13 protein-coding genes are annotated in these 18,658 nt (G+C 35.4%); 2 read left to right on the forward strand and 11 right to left on the reverse strand.

Annotation, left to right across the window (positions count from 1 at the left end; translation table 11 throughout):
• Window positions 1-463: 463 nt before the first annotated feature.
• Both LUA86_RS19265 and LUA86_RS16640 read left to right on the forward strand, forming a co-directional pair.
• Complete coding sequence (locus LUA86_RS19265; protein ID WP_255713488.1) at window positions 464-589, forward strand: hypothetical protein; 126 nt, start codon at window positions 464-466, stop codon at window positions 587-589.
• A 176-nt stretch (window positions 590-765) separates the two neighbouring features.
• Window positions 766-1,746, forward strand: coding sequence for an acyl-ACP desaturase (locus LUA86_RS16640; RefSeq protein ID WP_231464864.1), 981 nt, complete (start codon window positions 766-768; stop codon window positions 1,744-1,746).
• Window positions 1,747-1,794: 48 nt separating this feature from the next.
• On the opposite strand, the gene LUA86_RS16645 is transcribed toward LUA86_RS16640, so the two are convergent.
• The 11 genes from LUA86_RS16645 to pyrR form a co-directional block, all read right to left on the reverse strand.
• A complete protein-coding gene (locus LUA86_RS16645) occupies window positions 1,795-5,166 on the reverse strand; it encodes a methylmalonyl-CoA mutase family protein (RefSeq protein WP_231464866.1) in 3,372 nt (1,123 codons plus the stop codon).
• 143 nt (window positions 5,167-5,309) lie between these two features.
• On the reverse strand, window positions 5,310-6,968 hold the full coding sequence (gene pafA, locus LUA86_RS16650) for an alkaline phosphatase PafA (protein WP_231464868.1): 1,659 nt from the start codon (window positions 6,966-6,968) through the stop codon (window positions 5,310-5,312).
• A 69-nt stretch (window positions 6,969-7,037) separates the two neighbouring features.
• A complete protein-coding gene (locus LUA86_RS16655; RefSeq protein WP_231464870.1) occupies window positions 7,038-8,327 on the reverse strand; it encodes a folylpolyglutamate synthase/dihydrofolate synthase family protein in 1,290 nt (429 codons plus the stop codon).
• Between the two features lie 335 nt (window positions 8,328-8,662).
• Window positions 8,663-9,478, reverse strand: a complete 816-nt coding sequence (locus LUA86_RS16660; protein ID WP_231464871.1) for an energy transducer TonB — start codon at window positions 9,476-9,478, stop codon at window positions 8,663-8,665.
• Window positions 9,478-9,879, reverse strand: coding sequence for a biopolymer transporter ExbD (locus tag LUA86_RS16665; protein WP_231464873.1), 402 nt, complete (start codon window positions 9,877-9,879; stop codon window positions 9,478-9,480). The genes LUA86_RS16660 and LUA86_RS16665 overlap by 1 nt, the downstream gene beginning before the upstream one ends.
• On the reverse strand, window positions 9,879-10,583 hold the full coding sequence (locus tag LUA86_RS16670) for a MotA/TolQ/ExbB proton channel family protein (RefSeq protein ID WP_231464875.1): 705 nt from the start codon (window positions 10,581-10,583) through the stop codon (window positions 9,879-9,881). Before LUA86_RS16670 ends, LUA86_RS16665 begins: the two co-directional genes overlap by 1 nt.
• A gap of 1 nt (window position 10,584) precedes the next feature.
• The gene (locus LUA86_RS16675; RefSeq protein ID WP_231464877.1) at window positions 10,585-12,021 is read right to left on the reverse strand and encodes a hypothetical protein; all 1,437 of its coding nucleotides are present in this window, start codon (window positions 12,019-12,021) and stop codon (window positions 10,585-10,587) included.
• Window positions 12,022-12,071: 50 nt separating this feature from the next.
• On the reverse strand, window positions 12,072-13,769 hold the full coding sequence (locus LUA86_RS16680) for a TonB-dependent receptor (protein ID WP_231464879.1): 1,698 nt from the start codon (window positions 13,767-13,769) through the stop codon (window positions 12,072-12,074).
• A 4-nt stretch (window positions 13,770-13,773) separates the two neighbouring features.
• Window positions 13,774-16,800: a tetratricopeptide repeat protein gene (locus LUA86_RS16685; RefSeq protein WP_231464881.1), complete on the reverse strand. Its 3,027-nt coding sequence runs from the start codon at window positions 16,798-16,800 to the stop codon at window positions 13,774-13,776.
• 305 nt (window positions 16,801-17,105) lie between these two features.
• On the reverse strand, window positions 17,106-18,035 hold the full coding sequence (locus LUA86_RS16690; RefSeq protein WP_231464884.1) for an aspartate carbamoyltransferase catalytic subunit: 930 nt from the start codon (window positions 18,033-18,035) through the stop codon (window positions 17,106-17,108).
• Window positions 18,036-18,041: 6 nt separating this feature from the next.
• Complete coding sequence (gene pyrR / locus LUA86_RS16695) at window positions 18,042-18,587, reverse strand: bifunctional pyr operon transcriptional regulator/uracil phosphoribosyltransferase PyrR (protein ID WP_231464886.1); 546 nt, start codon at window positions 18,585-18,587, stop codon at window positions 18,042-18,044.
• Between the last annotated feature and the right edge of the window lie 71 nt (window positions 18,588-18,658).

Consider the following 18,658-nt stretch of genomic DNA (forward strand, 5'->3'; position numbering starts at 1 on the left):
TAGGTCGGTGCCAAATCTTAAAAGAAGAGCCTTGTAACAATTGTTGCAAGGCTTTCTTTGTTTATAAGCTTTTTTGCACAACGATGGGACTTGTGAGTCTAAAGTTCAAAGTTCAAAGTTGAAAGTTCAAAGTTGAAAGTTCACTGTAACTAAAAGAGCCGGAATAACGCCCGCAGATTGGTAGGAATTGCGCAGATAAATACAAATGGTTCTTATCATCTAAGGCATCTGAGGGCATCTTAGTATGATAGTGAAGAGCACTGGTTGCCTATGGAAATGAGTGATGCTTTATATTCATTGCTGCAATAGGATTAGCAGGAATTGTGTACATAAACCCAAACGATTTTACCATCTAAGGCGTCTGAGAACAGCTAAGGTTTCAATGTCGAAGAATTTGTTAATCTGGTATTGGCGTTGAAACTGTTCAACGAAGCAGCTGACCAGGCCAGCTAAACCTGATGGCGTGGAAATCCTTTTTGAGTGCACAAGCTTTTTCAAAACTTCTGCTGCCAATCATCAAAAAGATTGGAACAACAGCAGGGCTGGATGGACCGATGAAAAACCAGCTTTCGTTTTCAAAACATTATAGCGTTATACACTTATTTGGATTTGCTTTATGACGGCTAAAGTGCTAGAAAATTTTAATTCGATATATTAAATTTTGATTTAAGTAATATTTAAAACTCATTAGTCTCAATTGTGTTAATATTATAAGGTTTCCATAATATTTGGTTATCTTTGCGGATACAATATATAAGATAAATAATGAGTTTTTTTGCAGATAAGAGAAGGGAAGTAATGACGCATATTGAAAAATATATGCTGGAATCTATGGGAAGTTATTTAAAGCCGATTGATACAAATTGGCAACCATCTGATTTCTTACCTGATTCTACAAGCGAGACTTTTTATCAAGATGTAAGAAACTTACGTGAGAATGCGAAGGATCTTTCATACGATTTAGTTGCTGTTTTAATCGGCGATACTATTACCGAGGAAGCTTTACCTACTTATGAATCTTGGTTGGCAATGGTTGATGGACACAGTCGTGATGAAGAAGGTGGTTGGATGAAGTGGGTTAGACATTGGACTGCTGAGGAGAACAGACATGGTGATTTGTTAAACAAATACTTATATCTTTCTGGAAGGGTTGATATGCGCCAGATGGAAATTTCGACCCAATATCTTATTGCTGATGGTTTCGACATTGGAACGGGACATGACCCCTACAGAAATTTTATTTACACCAGTTTCCAGGAATTGGCAACAAATATTTCACATAGAAGAGTTGCATCTTTAGCGAAGAAAGATGGTGATACCTTACTATCAAAAATGTGTGGTGTAATTGCTTCTGATGAAGCTCGTCATGCTAAGGCGTATAAAGATTTTATGAATCGAATTTTTGAAGTTGACCCTAATGAGGCAATGATAGCTTTTGAAGATATGATGCGTAAGAAGATTGTAATGCCTGCACACTTTCTTCGTGAAGTAGGTTTGAAAATTGGTCAAACTTTTGGACATTTTACAGATGCAGCACAGAGATTAGGTGTTTATACTGCTGTTGATTATGTTGAAATTATGCAGCAATTAATTGTTGATTGGAATGTTGAAGGTATGCGTGATTTAGACGAGGCCGGTGAGAAAGCCCGCGACTACATTATGAATTTACCTGGAAGGCTTTTACGCGTTGCAGAGCGCATGAAAAACCCGACTATTGATTATAAGTTTAGCTGGATAGCTGGGTAAACACTTGAGAGATAACAAAGGCCACGATTTAATCGTGGCCTTTTTGTTCTACATATTTCTTCTGTATTGTCCGCCTACTTCGTAGAGAGCGTTACTAATTTGCCCGAGTGAGCAAATTTTGCAAACTTCCATAAGGTGTTCAAATATATTTTCGCCGGCTATTGCTGCTTTCTGCAGTTGTTTAAGGATAGCATCTGAACTTTCTTCGTTTCTCTTTTGGAAAGATTTAAGGGTTTCAATCTGGTATTGTTTTTCCTCTTCTGTAGCTCGGATTACCTCGCCAGGAACAATTGTTGGAGAGCCATTTTTATTCAGGAATGTATTAACACCAACAATGGGATATTCTCCTGAATGTTTTAACGTTTCATAGTACAAGCTTTCTTCCTGAATTTTACCTCGCTGGTACATAGTTTCCATTGCGCCTAAAACGCCTCCACGGTCGTTAATTCTTTTGAATTCGGCCAGAACTGCATCTTCAACTAAATCTGTTAATTCTTCTATGATAAAAGCTCCTTGCAGTGGATTTTCATTTTTGGCTAATCCTAACTCTCTATTAATAATGAGCTGAATGGCCATCGCCCGGCGTACAGATTCCTCAGTAGGCGTGGTAATGGCTTCATCGTAAGCATTTGTATGTAGGGAATTACAGTTATCATATATAGCGTATAATGCCTGCAAAGTTGTACGGATATCGTTAAAGTCTATTTCCTGGGCATGTAATGAGCGGCCAGAAGTTTGAATGTGATATTTCAACTTTTGAGAACGGTCGTTTCCTTTGTATTTATTTTTGATTGCTTTAGCCCAAATTCTCCTTGCTACACGACCGATAACTGCGTATTCAGGATCGATTCCATTTGAGAAAAAGAAGGAAAGGTTCGGTGCAAAATCATCAATATGCATGCCTCTGCTTAAATAATACTCTACAAATGTAAATCCATTACTAAGGGTAAAGGCCAACTGAGAAATTGGATTCGCACCAGCTTCGGCAATATGGTAACCTGAAATTGAGACCGAATAGAAATTTCTTACCTTTTCATCGATAAAGTATTTCTGAATATCACCCATCATTCTCAGCGCAAATTCTGTTGAGAAAATGCAGGTATTTTGTGCCTGGTCTTCCTTCAAAATATCAGCTTGAACGGTGCCTCTTACTGAACTTATGGCATAAGCTCTGATTTTTGAGTAAACATCTGCAGGTAAAACCTGGTCGCCGGTAACGCCTAAAAGCATTAAACCTAAACCACTATTGCCTTCGGGAAGTTTACCATTATAAGTTGGTCTAACAATTTTTTTAGATTGATAAATAGAAGTGATTTTTTTATCAATTTCATCTTCTAAACCATTTTCGATAATGTACTTTTCACATTGCTGATCAATGGCTGCATTCATGAAAAAACCCAATAATATTGGAGCGGGACCATTTATCGTCATCGATACAGAAGTAGATGGAGCGCATAAATCGAAACCCGAATAAAGTTTTTTAGCATCATCTAGCGTGGCAATACTTACACCTGAATTTCCAATTTTACCATAAATATCCGGACGGATGTGCGGATCTTCACCATATAATGTAACTGAATCAAAGGCTGTTGACAGTCTATGCGCTGGTTGACCTAAGGAGACATAGTGAAATCTTTTGTTTGTTCGTTCTGGACCACCTTCACCCGCAAACATCCTGGTTGGGTCTTCTCCATCTCTTTTTAGAGGAAACACTCCGGCAGCATAAGGAAATTCTCCGGGAAGATTCTCTGTAAGTAACCATTTAAGTATATCTCCCCAATCTTCATATCGTGGTAGCGAAACTTTAGGAATATTCAGTTTCGATAGCGATTCGTAATAAAGCGGTTGCTTAATTTCTTTATCCCGTACTTTGTAGATAAAGAATTCTTCTTTATAGCTTCGTTTAGTTTCTGGCCATTGGCGAAGTAATCTTTTACATTCACCATCTAATTGCTCTTCAAAGAATGTGTAAGCTTCAGCTAAGCCAGTCCCAATTGCAAGGCTTTTATTTTCTTCAGCTAAATCTATAACACCTTTTAACTGATACATTTTCCTTGCAATTTTAGTTTGCTTATCAACCCATTCGTTGTAGGTTTGGCTGGATTCTGCAATTTCTGCCAGATACCGAATTCTATCGGGTGGAATGATATAAATTTTTTCAGATTGTTCTGAAGTAAGCTCCATTTTCGCATGGAAATCGGTTCCTGTTTTAACTTTTATTTCCTCCATTAAGGCGACAAATAAATTGTTCATTCCAGGATCGTTAAATTGCGATGCCATTGTTCCAAATACAGGAATTTCCTCATCCTTTGCGTCGAAAATATTATGGTTGCGTTTATATTGTTTACGTACATCACGTAGTGCATCCAATGCTCCACGTTTATCGAACTTATTAATTGCAACCAAATCTGCAAAATCAAGCATATCGATTTTCTCCAATTGCGTGGCAGCACCAAATTCGGGAGTCATTACGTAAAGTGAAACATCACAATGTTCGGTTATTTCGGTGTCTGATTGGCCGATGCCTGATGTTTCAACGATAATCAAATCGTAACCAGCGGCTTTGCAAATATCAATGCTTTCCTGAACATTTTTAGAGAGCGCCAAATTTGCCTGTCTCGTTGCTAATGAACGCATATAAACCCTTGGGTTATTTATCGCATTCATGCGAATTCTATCACCTAATAATGCCCCGCCAGTTTTCCTTTTTGAAGGATCTACCGAAATTATAGCTAAGGTTTTATCTTTTACCTCAATTAAAAATCTTCGTACTAATTCGTCAACTAAAGATGATTTACCTGCTCCACCGGTACCCGTGATTCCTAAAATTGGAGCGTTATTGTTGTTAGATAGTTTTTTAAGTTCATCAACAAAGTTCTGAGCGGCAACGGGGTCGTTTTCAGCTACAGTAATTGCACCAGCAATTGCTTTGATATCTTTATTCTGAATATCAGCCAGTTCATCTTTAATTTCTGTTTTAGTTACAAAATCGGTTTTTTGCAACATATCATTAATCATTCCCTGTAAACCCATTCTTCTGCCATCATCAGGAGAATAAATTTTAGAAATACCGTAAGCCTCCAGTTCTTCTATTTCTGAAGGAAGGATTACGCCACCGCCACCTGCAAATATTTTGATATGCCCTGAACCGCGTTCCTGAAGTAAATCGAACATGTATTTAAAGTACTCAATATGACCGCCTTGATAAGAAGTCATGGCGATTCCCTGAACATCTTCCTGGATGGCACAGTTTACCACCTCATCTACAGACCGATTATGTCCTAAATGAATAACTTCTGCACCTGACGATTGTAGAATTCTACGCATGATGTTTATGGTTGCATCATGACCATCAAAAAGTGAGGCAGCTGTTACGAATCGGATTTTATTTTTAGGCTTATATATTTCTACTTGTTGCATATTGCAGTGTTTAGAGAAGAACTCAATCTCTCAAATTATATCTGGTGTATGCAAATGTAAGAATTACTTATTACGTGGTTATTTTATTAATAGAATTGATACTCATTATAAATAAAAAAGCCACCTAGTATGGTGGCTCAATTTTATTTGTTTGTGATTTCTGTTATTGGTTCTCCAACCGTACCATTTGGCATTTGAATGTGCAATAGCGCTGCCAGTGTTGGCGCAATATCTGTCATATAATGAGTTTTATTGGTTGCACCGGGCTTAATACCCCAACCCATAAATACTAATGGAATATGTGCATCATAAGGATTCCAGTTTCCGTGAGTAGTACCGGTACTGCTTCCGTTAAACCAATTAGGATTTAAAATGTAATATAAATCTCCGCTTCGGCGGGCATTATAGCCGTTGGTAATCATTCTTTTCTGTACTTCTGGGATTGTGGCCAAAGAAACTCTAGATACATCAACTACGTTTGCAAAGCCATCTAATCTTTTCAAAAATTCTATAGAAGCTGCCTTAATTACATCAAAACTGATGTTTAAATTGTCTGTTTTATCGTGGTCAAAATGAATTTGGTTGTTCATTGATTTTAGAACCACATTATTTACTTTAAATTTTTCGTTTAAGAATGCATTTAATTTGAACACAATATCTCTATCACTTACAATGCCCGCCGGAAGTTTATTTTCTTTCATAAAACCTGGTACGTGAGCAACAGCATGGTCTGCACTTAAAAATATAGTATAGTTTCCTTTACCTACTTTTTTATCCAAATAATTAAAGAAATCCTCAAAATCTTTATCTAAACGTAAATAGGTATCTTCAAGTTCTACCGAATTTGGTCCGTAAGCATGGCCAATGTAATCTGTTGATGAACAACTAACTGCCAGGAAATCTGTAACATTGTCTTGTCCTAAATCTTCTGATAAAATTGCAAGTTTAGCTAAATCCAAGGTAATGGTGTTACCGTATGGTGTACTTCTTATCGCATCAAAATTTTTATCAATATTTTGAGTTAAAAGGTGAGTGAAGGTACTGTTTTTACCTTCGTAATTTTTTTCATCAGCTGTGCTGCTTGTATAGGTGTTGATTGGATATAATGTTTCCCAATTTTTAGCATAAAATTTATTTGCAAGCTTCATTTTATTGTAATCAGCAATCCACATCGGAACTTCTTTCATATAATAACTACTCGTAATCCAGTTGCCTGTGCTGCCTTGGTACCAATAAGCTGCGTTAGCTGCATGACCAGCCGGCAGAATAGAACCTCTATCTTTTAGTGAGATGCCAATAACCTTTCCTTTGAAATTTGTAGCCAAGCGTAATTCATCCGTAATGGTTGTGGTAAGCATGTTTTTTGGCGACATATTACCTTCTGAAGATGGCGTGCTCCCAACGGTTACAACGGTAGAATCTTCAGTGCAATAAACATTTTTCTTCGTTTCAGCATCGTACCAATCGTTGCCAATAATACCATGAACCGCCGGAACTGAACCCGTGTAAATTGTTGTATGGCCAACCGCTGTATAAGTTGGTGTATACGGGATTAATGTGTTTTCTACAGAAAAACCTTCATTTATTAATCTTTTAAAACCACCGTTTGAGTACCTGTTGTAAAATCGGTAAAGATAATCCCAACGCATCTGATCAACCACTAAACCAACAACTAATTTTGGTCTTGCAACTTCAGCTGGATAGGCTTTGGCTGCACTGGCTGGCGTTTTTTTTGTTTGGGCGGATGCAAAAGTTTGAGAGAGTAACGATAGGGAAAGAAATAAACACGAAATTTTCTTCATTATATATTAGTTTAAAGGCTAAAAGTAAGTATTTTAATATGAAGCGCTTTTGAAGTTTTTGTAAAGTTTTTATATCGCTTCGGCAACTACAAACGTGCTGCCACCTATAAATACCAAATCATTCTCTTTTGCTGCTGAAATGGCTGCATTTTTAGCCTCGATAACTGAATTGTAGCCATTTCCAATCAAATTAAAAGTATAAGCTTGCTGTTTAAGTTCTACTGAATCTAAACCTCTTTCTATATCAGGTTTGCAAAAATAATAGGTGGCATTACATGGCATAAGCGATAAAACCTTTGTTATGTCTTTATCTTTAACCATGCCGAAAACAATATGGAGTTTTTGGTACGGCGTATTATCGATATTTTTGATAACTTCAGTTATGCCGGCTTCGTTGTGCCCTGTATCGCAAATTACTAAAGGATTTTTGCGTAAAGTTTGCCACCTTCCTTGCAATTGGGTGAATTTTTTAACATTTTTCAGTCCATCGTAAAGCGCTTCATCATCTATATTGAAGTTAGTATTTTCATTTAAAACTTCGATAGTTTTAACAACAGCCAAAATATTTTTGGGTTGATAAAGACCAGTCAAATCGCATTGTAAATTTTTGTATTTGATTTTGTTTTGGTTTAAAATATTTAAAGAAAGCTTGTTGTTTTTAATTTCAATATTTTCTGTTTGAAGGGTTTGGTCAGCAAAATGTATTGGAGCATTTTCATCTTTCGCTTTGCGGATAAAAACAGGTTCAGATTCTAATTGAGATTCACCAATAACTACAGGGATACCTTTTTTAATAATACCTGCTTTTTCGCCAGCTATTTCGGTTAGCGTGTTACCAAGCATATTGGTATGGTCGAGGCTGATGTTTGTAATTACAGAAATTTCTGGTGTGATAATGTTTGTAGAATCTAATCGCCCGCCTAAACCAACTTCTATAACTGCAATATCTACTTCATGTTTAGCAAAATATTCAAAAGCCATTGCTACTGTAACTTCAAAAAATGAGGGTTCAACTTCCTCTATTAACTTTTTATTATGTTGAACAAAATTTTTTACATCTGCTTTGCCCATCATTTTTCCGTTGATGCGAATGCGTTCACGAAAATCTTTTAGGTGAGGAGAGGTATAAAGTCCGGTTTTGTAACCTTGCGCTTGTAAAATTGAAGCTAACATGTGTGATGTTGAGCCTTTGCCATTTGTACCTGCAATGTGCAGGCTTTTAAACTTACGTTGAGGATTGCCAATAGCTTCACACAATACCAGCGTGTTTGTTAAATCTTTTTTAAATGCTGATGCACCAACTCTGGTAAACATCGGGAGTTTGCTGTATAAAAAATCAAGCGTTTGCTGGTAGTTCATAATTAACATCAAATATAGGCTGACTAATTTTATTATGAAAAGATTATATATGAAAAATGGTCTGTGAGACACAGACCATGAATTAAATATTATAATTTATAAATGTTATTAGAGATACATGTAATTGTTTAAAGATTATATATGAAAAATGGTCTGTGAGACACAGACCATGGATTAAATATTATAATTTATAAATGTTATTAGAGATACATGTAATTGTTTAAAGATTATATATGAAAAATGGTCTGTGAGACACAGACCATGGAATTAAATATTATAATTTAAAAATGCTCTGAGATAACAGACCATCAGCTACTTTAGTTTAAATTGATATTTTAATTTACTTTGAAGTTAAATACAACTACACCAGTTTGACTTTCATTTCCAATATCAGATTTGCTTAAACTAGAACTCATAATTGCCTGTATACATTTATTAACTAATTCGGTATCAGTAATTGTAGAGCCTTTTAATTCTTGCCTGGCACTCGTAATGTTACCAGATTTATTGAAACTAATTCTTATAACGATTTTTCCTCTGGTTTGACCATCGTCTTTCGGTGTAACCAAATTGGAAAAACGCCTTAAAGGTATTGGTGTATTGCCAAAACCTGAGCCTCCTTCGCCATAATTATTTGCTAATGGATCTCCATTAACAGAACCTTGATTACCAGGTGTGCTACCTGTACCATCGCCGCCGCCCTGGCCAGTGCTTTTCTTGCCTTTATACAATGCATTCTGGTTTATTGTTGGTTTACTAGGCTTTTCTTCTGTTGCAGTAGTTGGTGTTTTGGCAGCTGTTTTAGTAGGCTTAGTATTTACACTAATGGCATCTTCGGTATTTTGCGTCTGAATTTCCTTATCGCCGGTTTCAACAGCTGTATTCTCTGTCACTTTTTCTTCGGGCACAACCTTATCCGGTGCTTTATTATTAGCGTTCGGGTCGGCAGAAGGCTCTTCGATACTCGTGTAATCATCGCCCATGCCTTCGGCTGCAGTACCATAATTTACAACCATGCCACCCATCCCAAATTCTTCAGGCGGTTCAAAAGAATTTATCACAATTAAAAAGCTAATTGCAAGCAAAACAGCCATAATTCCTGTAGAAATGGCAATGGCTTTTGGATAATTATTTTCTTCTGTGGTATTCATTATTTTTTAGGCTCTACCGCTAATACAAGCTTTAATCGCAATTTATTGGCTACATCATAAGCAACCATTATATTTTCTGCCGGAACGTTTTTAGCTACATATAAAATGATAGTCATATCTGGTGCAGCCTTTTGGTAAGCCTCGATAGATGCTTGCAAACCTTCAGCAGGCACAGCTTTTTTATCAACGAAATAATTAAACTTTTCGTCTATGCTTACCGTTACAGCTTTCTTAGCTGTAGATTGTTGTCCGCTAGAAGATTGTGGAAGTAATAATTTAACAACCTGCGGATTTACTACAGCCGATGCCAGTAGAAAAAACAGCATCAGGAAAAACATAATATCGTTTAATGCCGATGTATGAACTTCTACCGAGCCTCTTGTTCTTTTTCTTAAATTCATTATTTACCTGGTTCTTCTAATAAATCAATAAAATCGATGGCATCAGTTTCCATTTTAAGGATAATTTTTTCAACCATAATATTTAAGATGTGGTATAATACATAAGCGATAATACCAATAATTAATCCGGTAGCCGAAGTAATCATCTTTGTATATAAACCACCAGAAATTGTTCCAATTTCAATTGCTCCCTTAATAGATACCTGGTGAAAAATTGTAATTACCCCAACAATTGTACCTACGAAACCAAGCATTGGTGCAATACCTGCAACAATACCTAAAATGCTGATGTTTTTTTCAAGTTTAGAAACCTCAAGTTTTCCAACATTTTCAATAGCACCTTCAATATCTTTTATCGGGCGACCAATTCTCCTTAATCCTTTTTGTAACATACGAGATAGGGGAGAATTGTTATTTCTTAACAAAGCCATCGCACCATCTAAATTACCAGATTGAATGTATTGTCTGATTTGAACCATTAAATTTGATTCATCTTTAGTTGCTTTTTTAATAGTTAAATAACGCTCAACAAATATAACCAAAGCCAAAAAAGCTAAAAATGCCAATGGAATCATTACCCATCCGCCTTTAAACAATAAATCAATAAAGTGTAGCTCTTCAGCGGGTTGTGTTAAAGCCTGGTTAACCGCGTTTGCTGTGTCTTGTAATGCTTGTGTGGTATCCTGAATTAATAAAGTTATCATTTTATGGTGTGTTGTTTACTTGAATTATGTCTAGTTCTTTAATTTTTATTTTTTTCGCAAGTAAAGGTCTTTGAGTACGTGCTTCTGCTTCAGTTTTAAATGATGCAATGCTCACCTTTTTTAACTTCCCGGGTAAATTGGCAATTTTAGCATTTAAGCCATATCGCTCCATTTGTTTTATAAAAAGCTTCGCCTTACTTTCTGATTGGAAAGAAGCCGCAATTACATCAAATGTTGCACTTGCCGAATTATTAACAACAGTTGTTATTTCCTTTTTTACTGCCGATGGAGGTTTAATTCCAATAGTCTGCGTTTTTTTTGCAGAATCAATTAAATTTTCAACCTGATTTGCTTTTAAAATACTGTCAGTTTTTGCTACAGAATCTTGTTTTAATTGGCTACTGTCTACAGCAATAATTTTTTCAGTTGTATCGGGTTTAACTGCAGTTGAATCTGCAATTGCACCTTTTTGTGAACCAAACCATTCTGGCTTAGCAAAGTAAATAATCCCTACTGCAATTACTAAAACAATTAATCCAATCCATATACTTGGCCATATAGATTTTTCTTCTTCAGCAATAACATTTTCAATCATTGGGTCGTGGCCAAAGCGATTCGGATGCTCTGCATGCTGTTCTTTAATAAATTCAGGCGCTTCGATTATATGTTCTTCATCAGCTATCGTTTCTGGTTCTTCTAAATTTATAAAGGTTTTAGGCACTTCAGATTCTGGCTGATGTCCAAAACGATTAGGATGCTCTTCGTGTTGCTCTTTTATAAATTCAGGAACTTCAACTTCTTCAATGCTTTTACTATGTGATAAAGTATTTTTTAAATCGTCCTTAACTTCATCAAGCTCAATATTTTCAATTTCTGGTGATGGATGTACAGTTTTTATTTCCTCTTTATGATGCGTTGGCGCTTCTGCGATTTCATCATATACCTTATCATCCTCATTTATATCTTCAACTTCAGTTTCTAAATTTTCAATAGAAACTTGATCATTCTTTAAAATATTATCTTCAGATGGTTGAGTTTCTTTAACTTTTGGCAATCCAAAATATTCAGAACCCAATACCACATTTTCTGAAGGTTCAAAACTTAAACCTTCATGTTCCGTAAAATATAATCTTCCAATATTTTCAAGTTCAGCTTCATGTTCTTCCTCTAATTTCGTATTCGTTTCTTCTACAAATTTTGAAACGTAATATGCCGCACTATCCTTTGATATATTTCTTTTCTCTGCAATATAATTAACAAGTAGCGCTTCATCTTTTACTTCTTTATTAAACTCTAAAGTGTATCCCGGAGGAAGAAAAGATTGTTTTTCCTTATCGTATCTGCCAGCAAATTTCTTTTTATAGAAAGTACCTAAACCGGTTATGCCGATTGAGTTTTGTTGCCTGAGGAGTTCTGAAAGGTATAATAAGATGTCCATTCGGGTAAAATTAGCGTTTTATTCTAAATCAGCATAATATAATTAATGCATTAGAAAGAATAGCTTAAGCCTCCAAAAATATTAAAACCGTTTACCTGATAATATAAATATCTGCTGTAGTTAGTATTTAGCAAGTTGTTAGCTTTTGCAAAAACTGCAAATTTTTTGTTAATGCGGTAATCTGCACCAATGCCTAAATCTACAAAACCCTTAACTGTAACAATAGATTCGATAGATGGGTTTGGCATTAAATATGCTGCCGGAGCAACCGGTTGTTGAATATTTATTTTTGCTTTTACATCATCCTGAATTACAACACCTGCATTAAAACTTAATTTTTTATTGTAATTATAAACTAAGTTTGAGCTTACTTTTAAACCTGGTTTAAACCAACTGTAAGTTTCCTGGGCAGGTTTGTAATCATCAACATTTAATTTACCTGTCCACTTTAGTGCATCACTCACTTGAACAGAAATTTCACCTTCTAAGCCGGTAATTTTGGCCGTTCCGAAATCATAAATCACATCAAATTTATTAAACTCACCAAAGTTATTAACGAACAAAGGCATATCTTCTAATTGTTTAATGTAGAAACGGGCTTTATAACCAAATCCAGGTCCGCCTGTGCCTTTTACACCCGCACTTAGGCTTAATTTTTCTACTGTATTTTTAATATTCACATTCGTATTTAACCATGGATTTTCATCAGAAAAACTTTTTAGCGAATTGCGGTTTACATCGCCTTTAACTTCTCCAAAAACCTGTAAATAATCTGGAATTAAAGTAAAATCTGCTGTTACCGCCGGGAAAATTCTTGAGCGGCTATTTGTACCAAATTCCTGCACTAAATTAACACCGGCAGTTACTTTTGCACCTTTAACTTGCAAACGGATGTAAGGATTTAAGCGGAATATGTTATTACCGATATTTGTAGAAATATCTTTTGTGTTGCCAAACTCTGTTGCAGCGGCTAAACCTAAATTTAAAGAACTAATTCTTTTATTCAGATATCCGTTTAAAGTAATATAACTTTCCTGAGCCTCTAATCTATCATTTAACAAATATGCATTAGCTTTTAAAGCGTAGCTGAAATCTGTTTCAGATTCTTTATAGTTCTTCACCAGTTCGCCTTCAGCTTCAATAAGCGTAAAAGCTTGTTTTTCGGGGTTTGGATTTAAAAATGGGCGAGTATCATCTATACCATAAAAATATACGCCATTGCGTTCTAAATTTACTCGTCCGCTAACGGTATTTTCTTCTAAAATACTTCTGCCGAAAAGGCTTAATTGTTGCGAGCTGCTATTTTGCTTATTTAATTTTCCTTCCTGACTAAAATGCTTAAAATATCCACCAAGTTGAAGGGCTTCATCTCTGCCATTGTTAATGTACACTTCACCTAATAAAGTAGAAAGCGAACCAAAACCGCCTTTAACGTAATTATTTATTAATTCGGTTTGTTTTTCATCAACTAAAGCTTGTGCCTGAAGCTTTTGTATGTCACTATTGATTTCTAATTTTCTATCGGTAACACTGTAATTTAATCTGGCTTTATATGTTTTTACATCATCCAAATTTGGGCTACGTCTTAATTTTACGGCTTCAGCCAAAATCGGCTTGTACGGGCGAACAACTTCAATTTCTTCGCTAACCGTTGCTTTCTCTTCTTGCTTTTTTTCCTGGGCCTGAACTGTCATTAATCCCGCAGAAAGAAAAAATAGTGAGCTGTATATATATTTAATCGACTTCATAATTTTATTTCTTCGGAGTTATTTTTTCTAATTTTTGCTTTGCTGTTGGAATGATATCATCGTTTTTATTATCGTAATTATCGATGATACTCAATAGCGTACTTTTTGCCTGTAAATTATCTTTTAATGCAACGTAATTATCTGATAAAAGAATGAAAGCTTTGGCAACCCAATAGTCATAAGAAGCCATATTGTTTATCAAATCGAAACATGTTTTGCTCGAAGTTTTATAATCACCTTTTGTATATTCTAAAAATGCAAGGTTGTATTTTGCTTCTGCTGCCGCGATGGTTTTGGTACTTGCCACAACATTTTTAAATTCTTTAACGGCTGTAGTGGTATCGCCTTTTAATAAATAAGCTTTACCAGCAAATAAACCTGAGCTATTTTTTTCTTCTTCAGATGCTTTTTCAGATTCTTTGGTTAACTGCGCATATTTAAGCATATCATCAGGCGCATTTAAAGCGGTGTAAGCTTTTAATAAATTGTTAATTGCGTAAGAATAATGCGCTTTATAATCTGTTGTAGTTTCTAATCTTTTTAAGTAAACGATTGCCTCATTGTATTTTTTCTGATCCAGATACAACTTAGAAATACTTAATAACGATCTCTCTGTATAGTCGCTTGTCCAGTCATTTAAAATAAATTCATAATCCTTAATAGCATCTTCAGGTCTGCCCATTTTTACTAAAGATTCTGCTCTGATAAATTTCCCTTCCTTATCATGGATTGGTTTCGGGAATTTATCGAAATAGGCATTAATTGCTTGAAAAGCACCATTAGCATCGCCTTTTAAATACAAGTTATTTGCTGCCGCGAAAACAATATTATCTTGTTCGCTATTTGAGTAATTTCCTAATGGAGTTGTGCCTGCATAAGAAATAAATCCATTTGCATCGCCTTTATCTACATAAATATTTTTGATAGATTCCATTGCTTGCTTAGCTTCATCAGCACTTGGATAATCGCGAATTACTTTTTTGAAAGATTCTAAAGCCGCATCATCCTGATCTTGATTATATTGAACCAAACCAATGGTTACCAATGCTTTTGGCACATAGCTGCTGCGTGGATATTTTGCAACCAATTCTACCAAATCCGATTTAGATTTATCAAAATCGCCTTTATTAAAATATGTGTAAGCGGTTTCGAAGCCAGCATCATCTGCATAATTAGAATTAGGAAATTGCTTTAATAAAGCCTGCATGGTTGCAATTTTGGTATCGTACTGATTTTCCAAACCTTGAATCATACCTTTTTGAAAAAGTGCATAATCTTCTGCACTGGTTTTTCTGCTGATGATTTTATTGTAGTTGTTCATTGCATCGCCATAGCTTTTATTCACGAAATATGAATCGGCTAAACGAATCGTTGCATCATCAATTGTTTTTTGGTCTTTATCGTTACCAGCTAAAAAACGTTCAAAATAAGTGGCAGATTTGCTGTATTTTTCATCTTCAAATGCAGCATAAGCTAATGCATAGTTTGCAAAATTGTAAACGCCTGTTTTGTCAGCATCAGGCATTTTCAAAAACTTCTCGAAAGTAGAAACTGCCTCGCCAAATTTACGTAGTTCATACATCGATTCAGCTTTCCAGTATGTGTTTAGAGCGTTAATCTCATTATCCTCTGGGAATTTTTCTGAGCGCAAAAACATTGATAATGCATTAGGGAAAGCTCTTTCGTTATAAAATTCTAATCCACGGAAGTATGTTACTTTTTGATAAGCTTCTTTTGCTTCTAAATTTTTATCAGGAATAGGCTCTAAAATATCAACTGCGGCCTGGTAGTTTTTTGTTGTTAATAAAACCTCACCTAATAATGTTTTGGCTTCATTAATTTTTCTTGATTTTGGAAATTGCTTTAAAAAGCCTTGTGTAGCCTCCAGAGCTTGTTGATGAAAGTTTAATTCGTAGCTAAGCTTTGCGTAATTTAACCATGATTCTTCCTGAATAATTTTGTCAAAATCTAAACGCGAAGCTCTAAAAAATGCACTTTGCGCTTTTTCTTTGTTATTTAATTGAATAAAAGCCTTGCCCAAAGTATGCATACCATTTTGTAGGTAAACATCATCGCTGTTTAATTTCTCTAAAACGGCAACAGATTCTTTGTACTTCTTATTCTGGAATAATGAATAGCCGTATTGGTAGATGAAAAGGTTATTTTTAGTTTCATTTTTATCTTTTGAATAAAAATCAGCAAAATATTTCTCTGCATTTTTAAACTCAGATTTTGCAAAGTACGATGCCGCAACCAAACTTAACATTTCAGGTTCAAACTGTTGTTTAGTTTTTTGCATAGCAGGTATTGCATAGCTAATTACATCATCATAGCGTTCATCCAGGTAATACATAGATGTTATGTAATACGGATAACTCGCCTCATAAGTTGGAGAACCTTTAAGTTTTTCGAAATTGGCAAGCGCCGTTTTGTATTCTTTGTTCAGGTAGTTTATGTAAGCAAAGTAATAGGTTGCGCTTTCCTGAAATTCACCTTCTTCTTTTTTTACTTTTTCGAAAAGTGGCTCTGCCTTTTCGTAATCTTTTAGTTGAAAATAAGCATAACCTTGCTTAAACTGATATTCGTTTCTTTGCTTGGCCGAAAGGGTAGAAGGATCGGTTTTTTCAAACCACTCTAATGCTTTTTCGTAATTTTTTTGGTTGAAATAAGTTTTTCCAACATAGAAATAAGCGAGTTTAGTGTTTGGATTTAGCGGGTAATCACGAATAAAAGATTGAAATAAACTCTCTGCATCGCTATTGGTTAGTTCTAATGCACAAACAGCTGCATAAAATTTAGCATTTTCTTTTAGTAAGGTTAATTCAGCATTACTTTCAGATTGAGATGAAGGCTTTACACGTACTTGCTCTACCAGCTTAAATTGCTGCGATGCGGCGGTGTATTTCTCATTATATAATAGTTCTAAACCTGTTTGATAGTTTTTGTTGAGGTTTTGCACAGCGCTTACCTGCGCATAACTGCTAAAACTTCCTGCCATTAAAAGCGGAACCAGTAGGTATTTTTTTTTCATTAGTGTATATCTTTTCTCAATGGTAATGAACTTTACAAATCTATTAACAGCATATAACTGCTCTATTGTAATAGTTGCATCGGTTTCAAATTGGGTCGGTACTAAATTATAAATACTATCTATGCTTATCAACAGAAGTAATTAACAACTGTTAATAACACAAGTTTAACGAATGGATTTTCGAATTGTTATGAAGAAAATTGAAATGTGCAAAAAGATGCTTCTTGCCAATCAGTTAAATGCTTTGATTGTTGCATTTGGTAGTTAGTTAACAGTTCGATAACTAATATTAATAAAACAAAAGATTAACCTTGGCTAGCCAGCAAGTACAATACAGCCATTCTAACAGCAACTCCGTTCTCTACCTGATCTAAAATGATAGATTGCTTGCTGTCGGCAACATCGCTGGTAATTTCCACGCCGCGATTAATAGGACCTGGATGCATAACGATAATTTCTTTGTTTAGATTATCTAAAATCTGTTTATTTAAGCCATACATCATGGCATATTCTCTAAGCGATGGAAAGTATTTAATATCCTGACGCTCTAACTGAATGCGCAGCATATTTGCCACATCGCACCAGTTTAAAGCTTTAATAAGGTTGTGTTCTACCTGAACGCCAAGTTGATGAATGTGTTTTGGTATAAGCGTAGTTGGGCCACAAACCATAACTTCTGCACCTAAACGCTGTAAACACAATATGTTAGAAATTGCAACTCTCGAATGTAAAATATCGCCAACAATAACTACTTTTTTTCCGGCAACATCACCAAGTTTCTCACGAATTGAAAAAGCATCTAATAACGCTTGCGTTGGGTGTTCATGTGCGCCATCGCCGGCATTTACAATTTGTGCTTTAACATGTTTGCTCAAAAACTGACCAGCGCCTGCATAAGGATGGCGCATTACCACCATGTCAACCTTCATCGATAAGATATTGTTAACGGTATCTATTAAAGTTTCGCCTTTACTTACCGATGATGACGACGCTGCAAAATTTACCACATCGGCAGAAAGCCTTTTTTCGGCAAGTTCAAAAGATAGTTTTGTTCTGGTAGAGTTTTCGAAGAAAATATTGGCAATAGTAATATCCCTAAGCGATGGGACCTTTTTTATCGGCCTGTTTATCACTTCTTTAAAATTATCTGCAGTTTCGAAAATTAATTCGATATCATTCCGGTTAATATCTTTAATACCTAAAAGATGTCGGGTTGATAGTTTGTCTGCTGCCATTTTCTGCTATTGCTTATCTGATAATAATATAACTTTGTCTTCTCCACCTTCGCTTGCCCAGGTAACCTTAACATGCTGTGCGCTTACGCTATCTACCTGTAATCCAATGTAATCGGGTTCAATTGGTAAATGCCTGCTAAATCTTCTGTCAATTAAAACAAGTAATTCAACCTTTTCGGGTCTGCCGTAGGCCAATAAAGCATCAAGTGCAGCTCTAATTGTTCTTCCGGTCCAAAGTACGTCGTCAATTAAAATAACTTTTTTGCCTTCGATAATAAAATCTATTGAATTGCTGTTGGCCGTTACCAAACCATCTTTTCTACGAAAATCATCTCTAAAAAAGGTAATATCAAGGTTTCCCTTTAAAATTTTCTTTTTCTTTAAAATGGTTTGTAGCTCATCCTGAATCCTGTCGGCTAAAAAAGGACCTCTAGGCTGAATGCCAATTAAAACGGTATTCGAGAAATCGTCGTGGTTTTCAATTAATTGATGGCAAAGCCTCTTAATTGTAATCTGAATTTTTTGTCCGTCAAGAAGTGTTTTCTTTTGCATTGAAGAAGGATTGGGCAAATATAGAGAAAAAGTAGAAAGTTAAAAGTAGAAAGTTAAAAGTTCTTGAGGAA

It is taken from the genome of Pedobacter sp. Leaf132 (genome assembly GCF_920984695.1).
GTDB lineage: Bacteria > Bacteroidota > Bacteroidia > Sphingobacteriales > Sphingobacteriaceae > Pedobacter.

What these genes read in the sequence shown, in the direction of transcription:
- LUA86_RS16640 (WP_231464864.1), top strand. Translation starts at nt 766, where the DNA reads ATGAGTTTTTTTGCAGATAAGAGAAGGGAAGTAATGACGCATATTGAA.
- LUA86_RS16645 (WP_231464866.1), bottom strand. Translation starts at nt 5,166, where the DNA reads ATGCAACAAGTAGAAATATATAAGCCTAAAAATAAAATCCGATTCGTA.
- pafA (WP_231464868.1), bottom strand. Translation starts at nt 6,968, where the DNA reads ATGAAGAAAATTTCGTGTTTATTTCTTTCCCTATCGTTACTCTCTCAA.
- LUA86_RS16655 (WP_231464870.1), bottom strand. Translation starts at nt 8,327, where the DNA reads ATGAACTACCAGCAAACGCTTGATTTTTTATACAGCAAACTCCCGATG.
- LUA86_RS16660 (WP_231464871.1), bottom strand. Translation starts at nt 9,478, where the DNA reads ATGAATACCACAGAAGAAAATAATTATCCAAAAGCCATTGCCATTTCT.
- LUA86_RS16665 (WP_231464873.1), bottom strand. Translation starts at nt 9,879, where the DNA reads ATGAATTTAAGAAAAAGAACAAGAGGCTCGGTAGAAGTTCATACATCG.
- LUA86_RS16670 (WP_231464875.1), bottom strand. Translation starts at nt 10,583, where the DNA reads ATGATAACTTTATTAATTCAGGATACCACACAAGCATTACAAGACACA.
- LUA86_RS16675 (WP_231464877.1), bottom strand. Translation starts at nt 12,021, where the DNA reads ATGGACATCTTATTATACCTTTCAGAACTCCTCAGGCAACAAAACTCA.
- LUA86_RS16680 (WP_231464879.1), bottom strand. Translation starts at nt 13,769, where the DNA reads ATGAAGTCGATTAAATATATATACAGCTCACTATTTTTTCTTTCTGCG.
- LUA86_RS16685 (WP_231464881.1), bottom strand. Translation starts at nt 16,800, where the DNA reads ATGAAAAAAAAATACCTACTGGTTCCGCTTTTAATGGCAGGAAGTTTT.
- LUA86_RS16690 (WP_231464884.1), bottom strand. Translation starts at nt 18,035, where the DNA reads ATGGCAGCAGACAAACTATCAACCCGACATCTTTTAGGTATTAAAGAT.
- pyrR (WP_231464886.1), bottom strand. Translation starts at nt 18,587, where the DNA reads ATGCAAAAGAAAACACTTCTTGACGGACAAAAAATTCAGATTACAATT.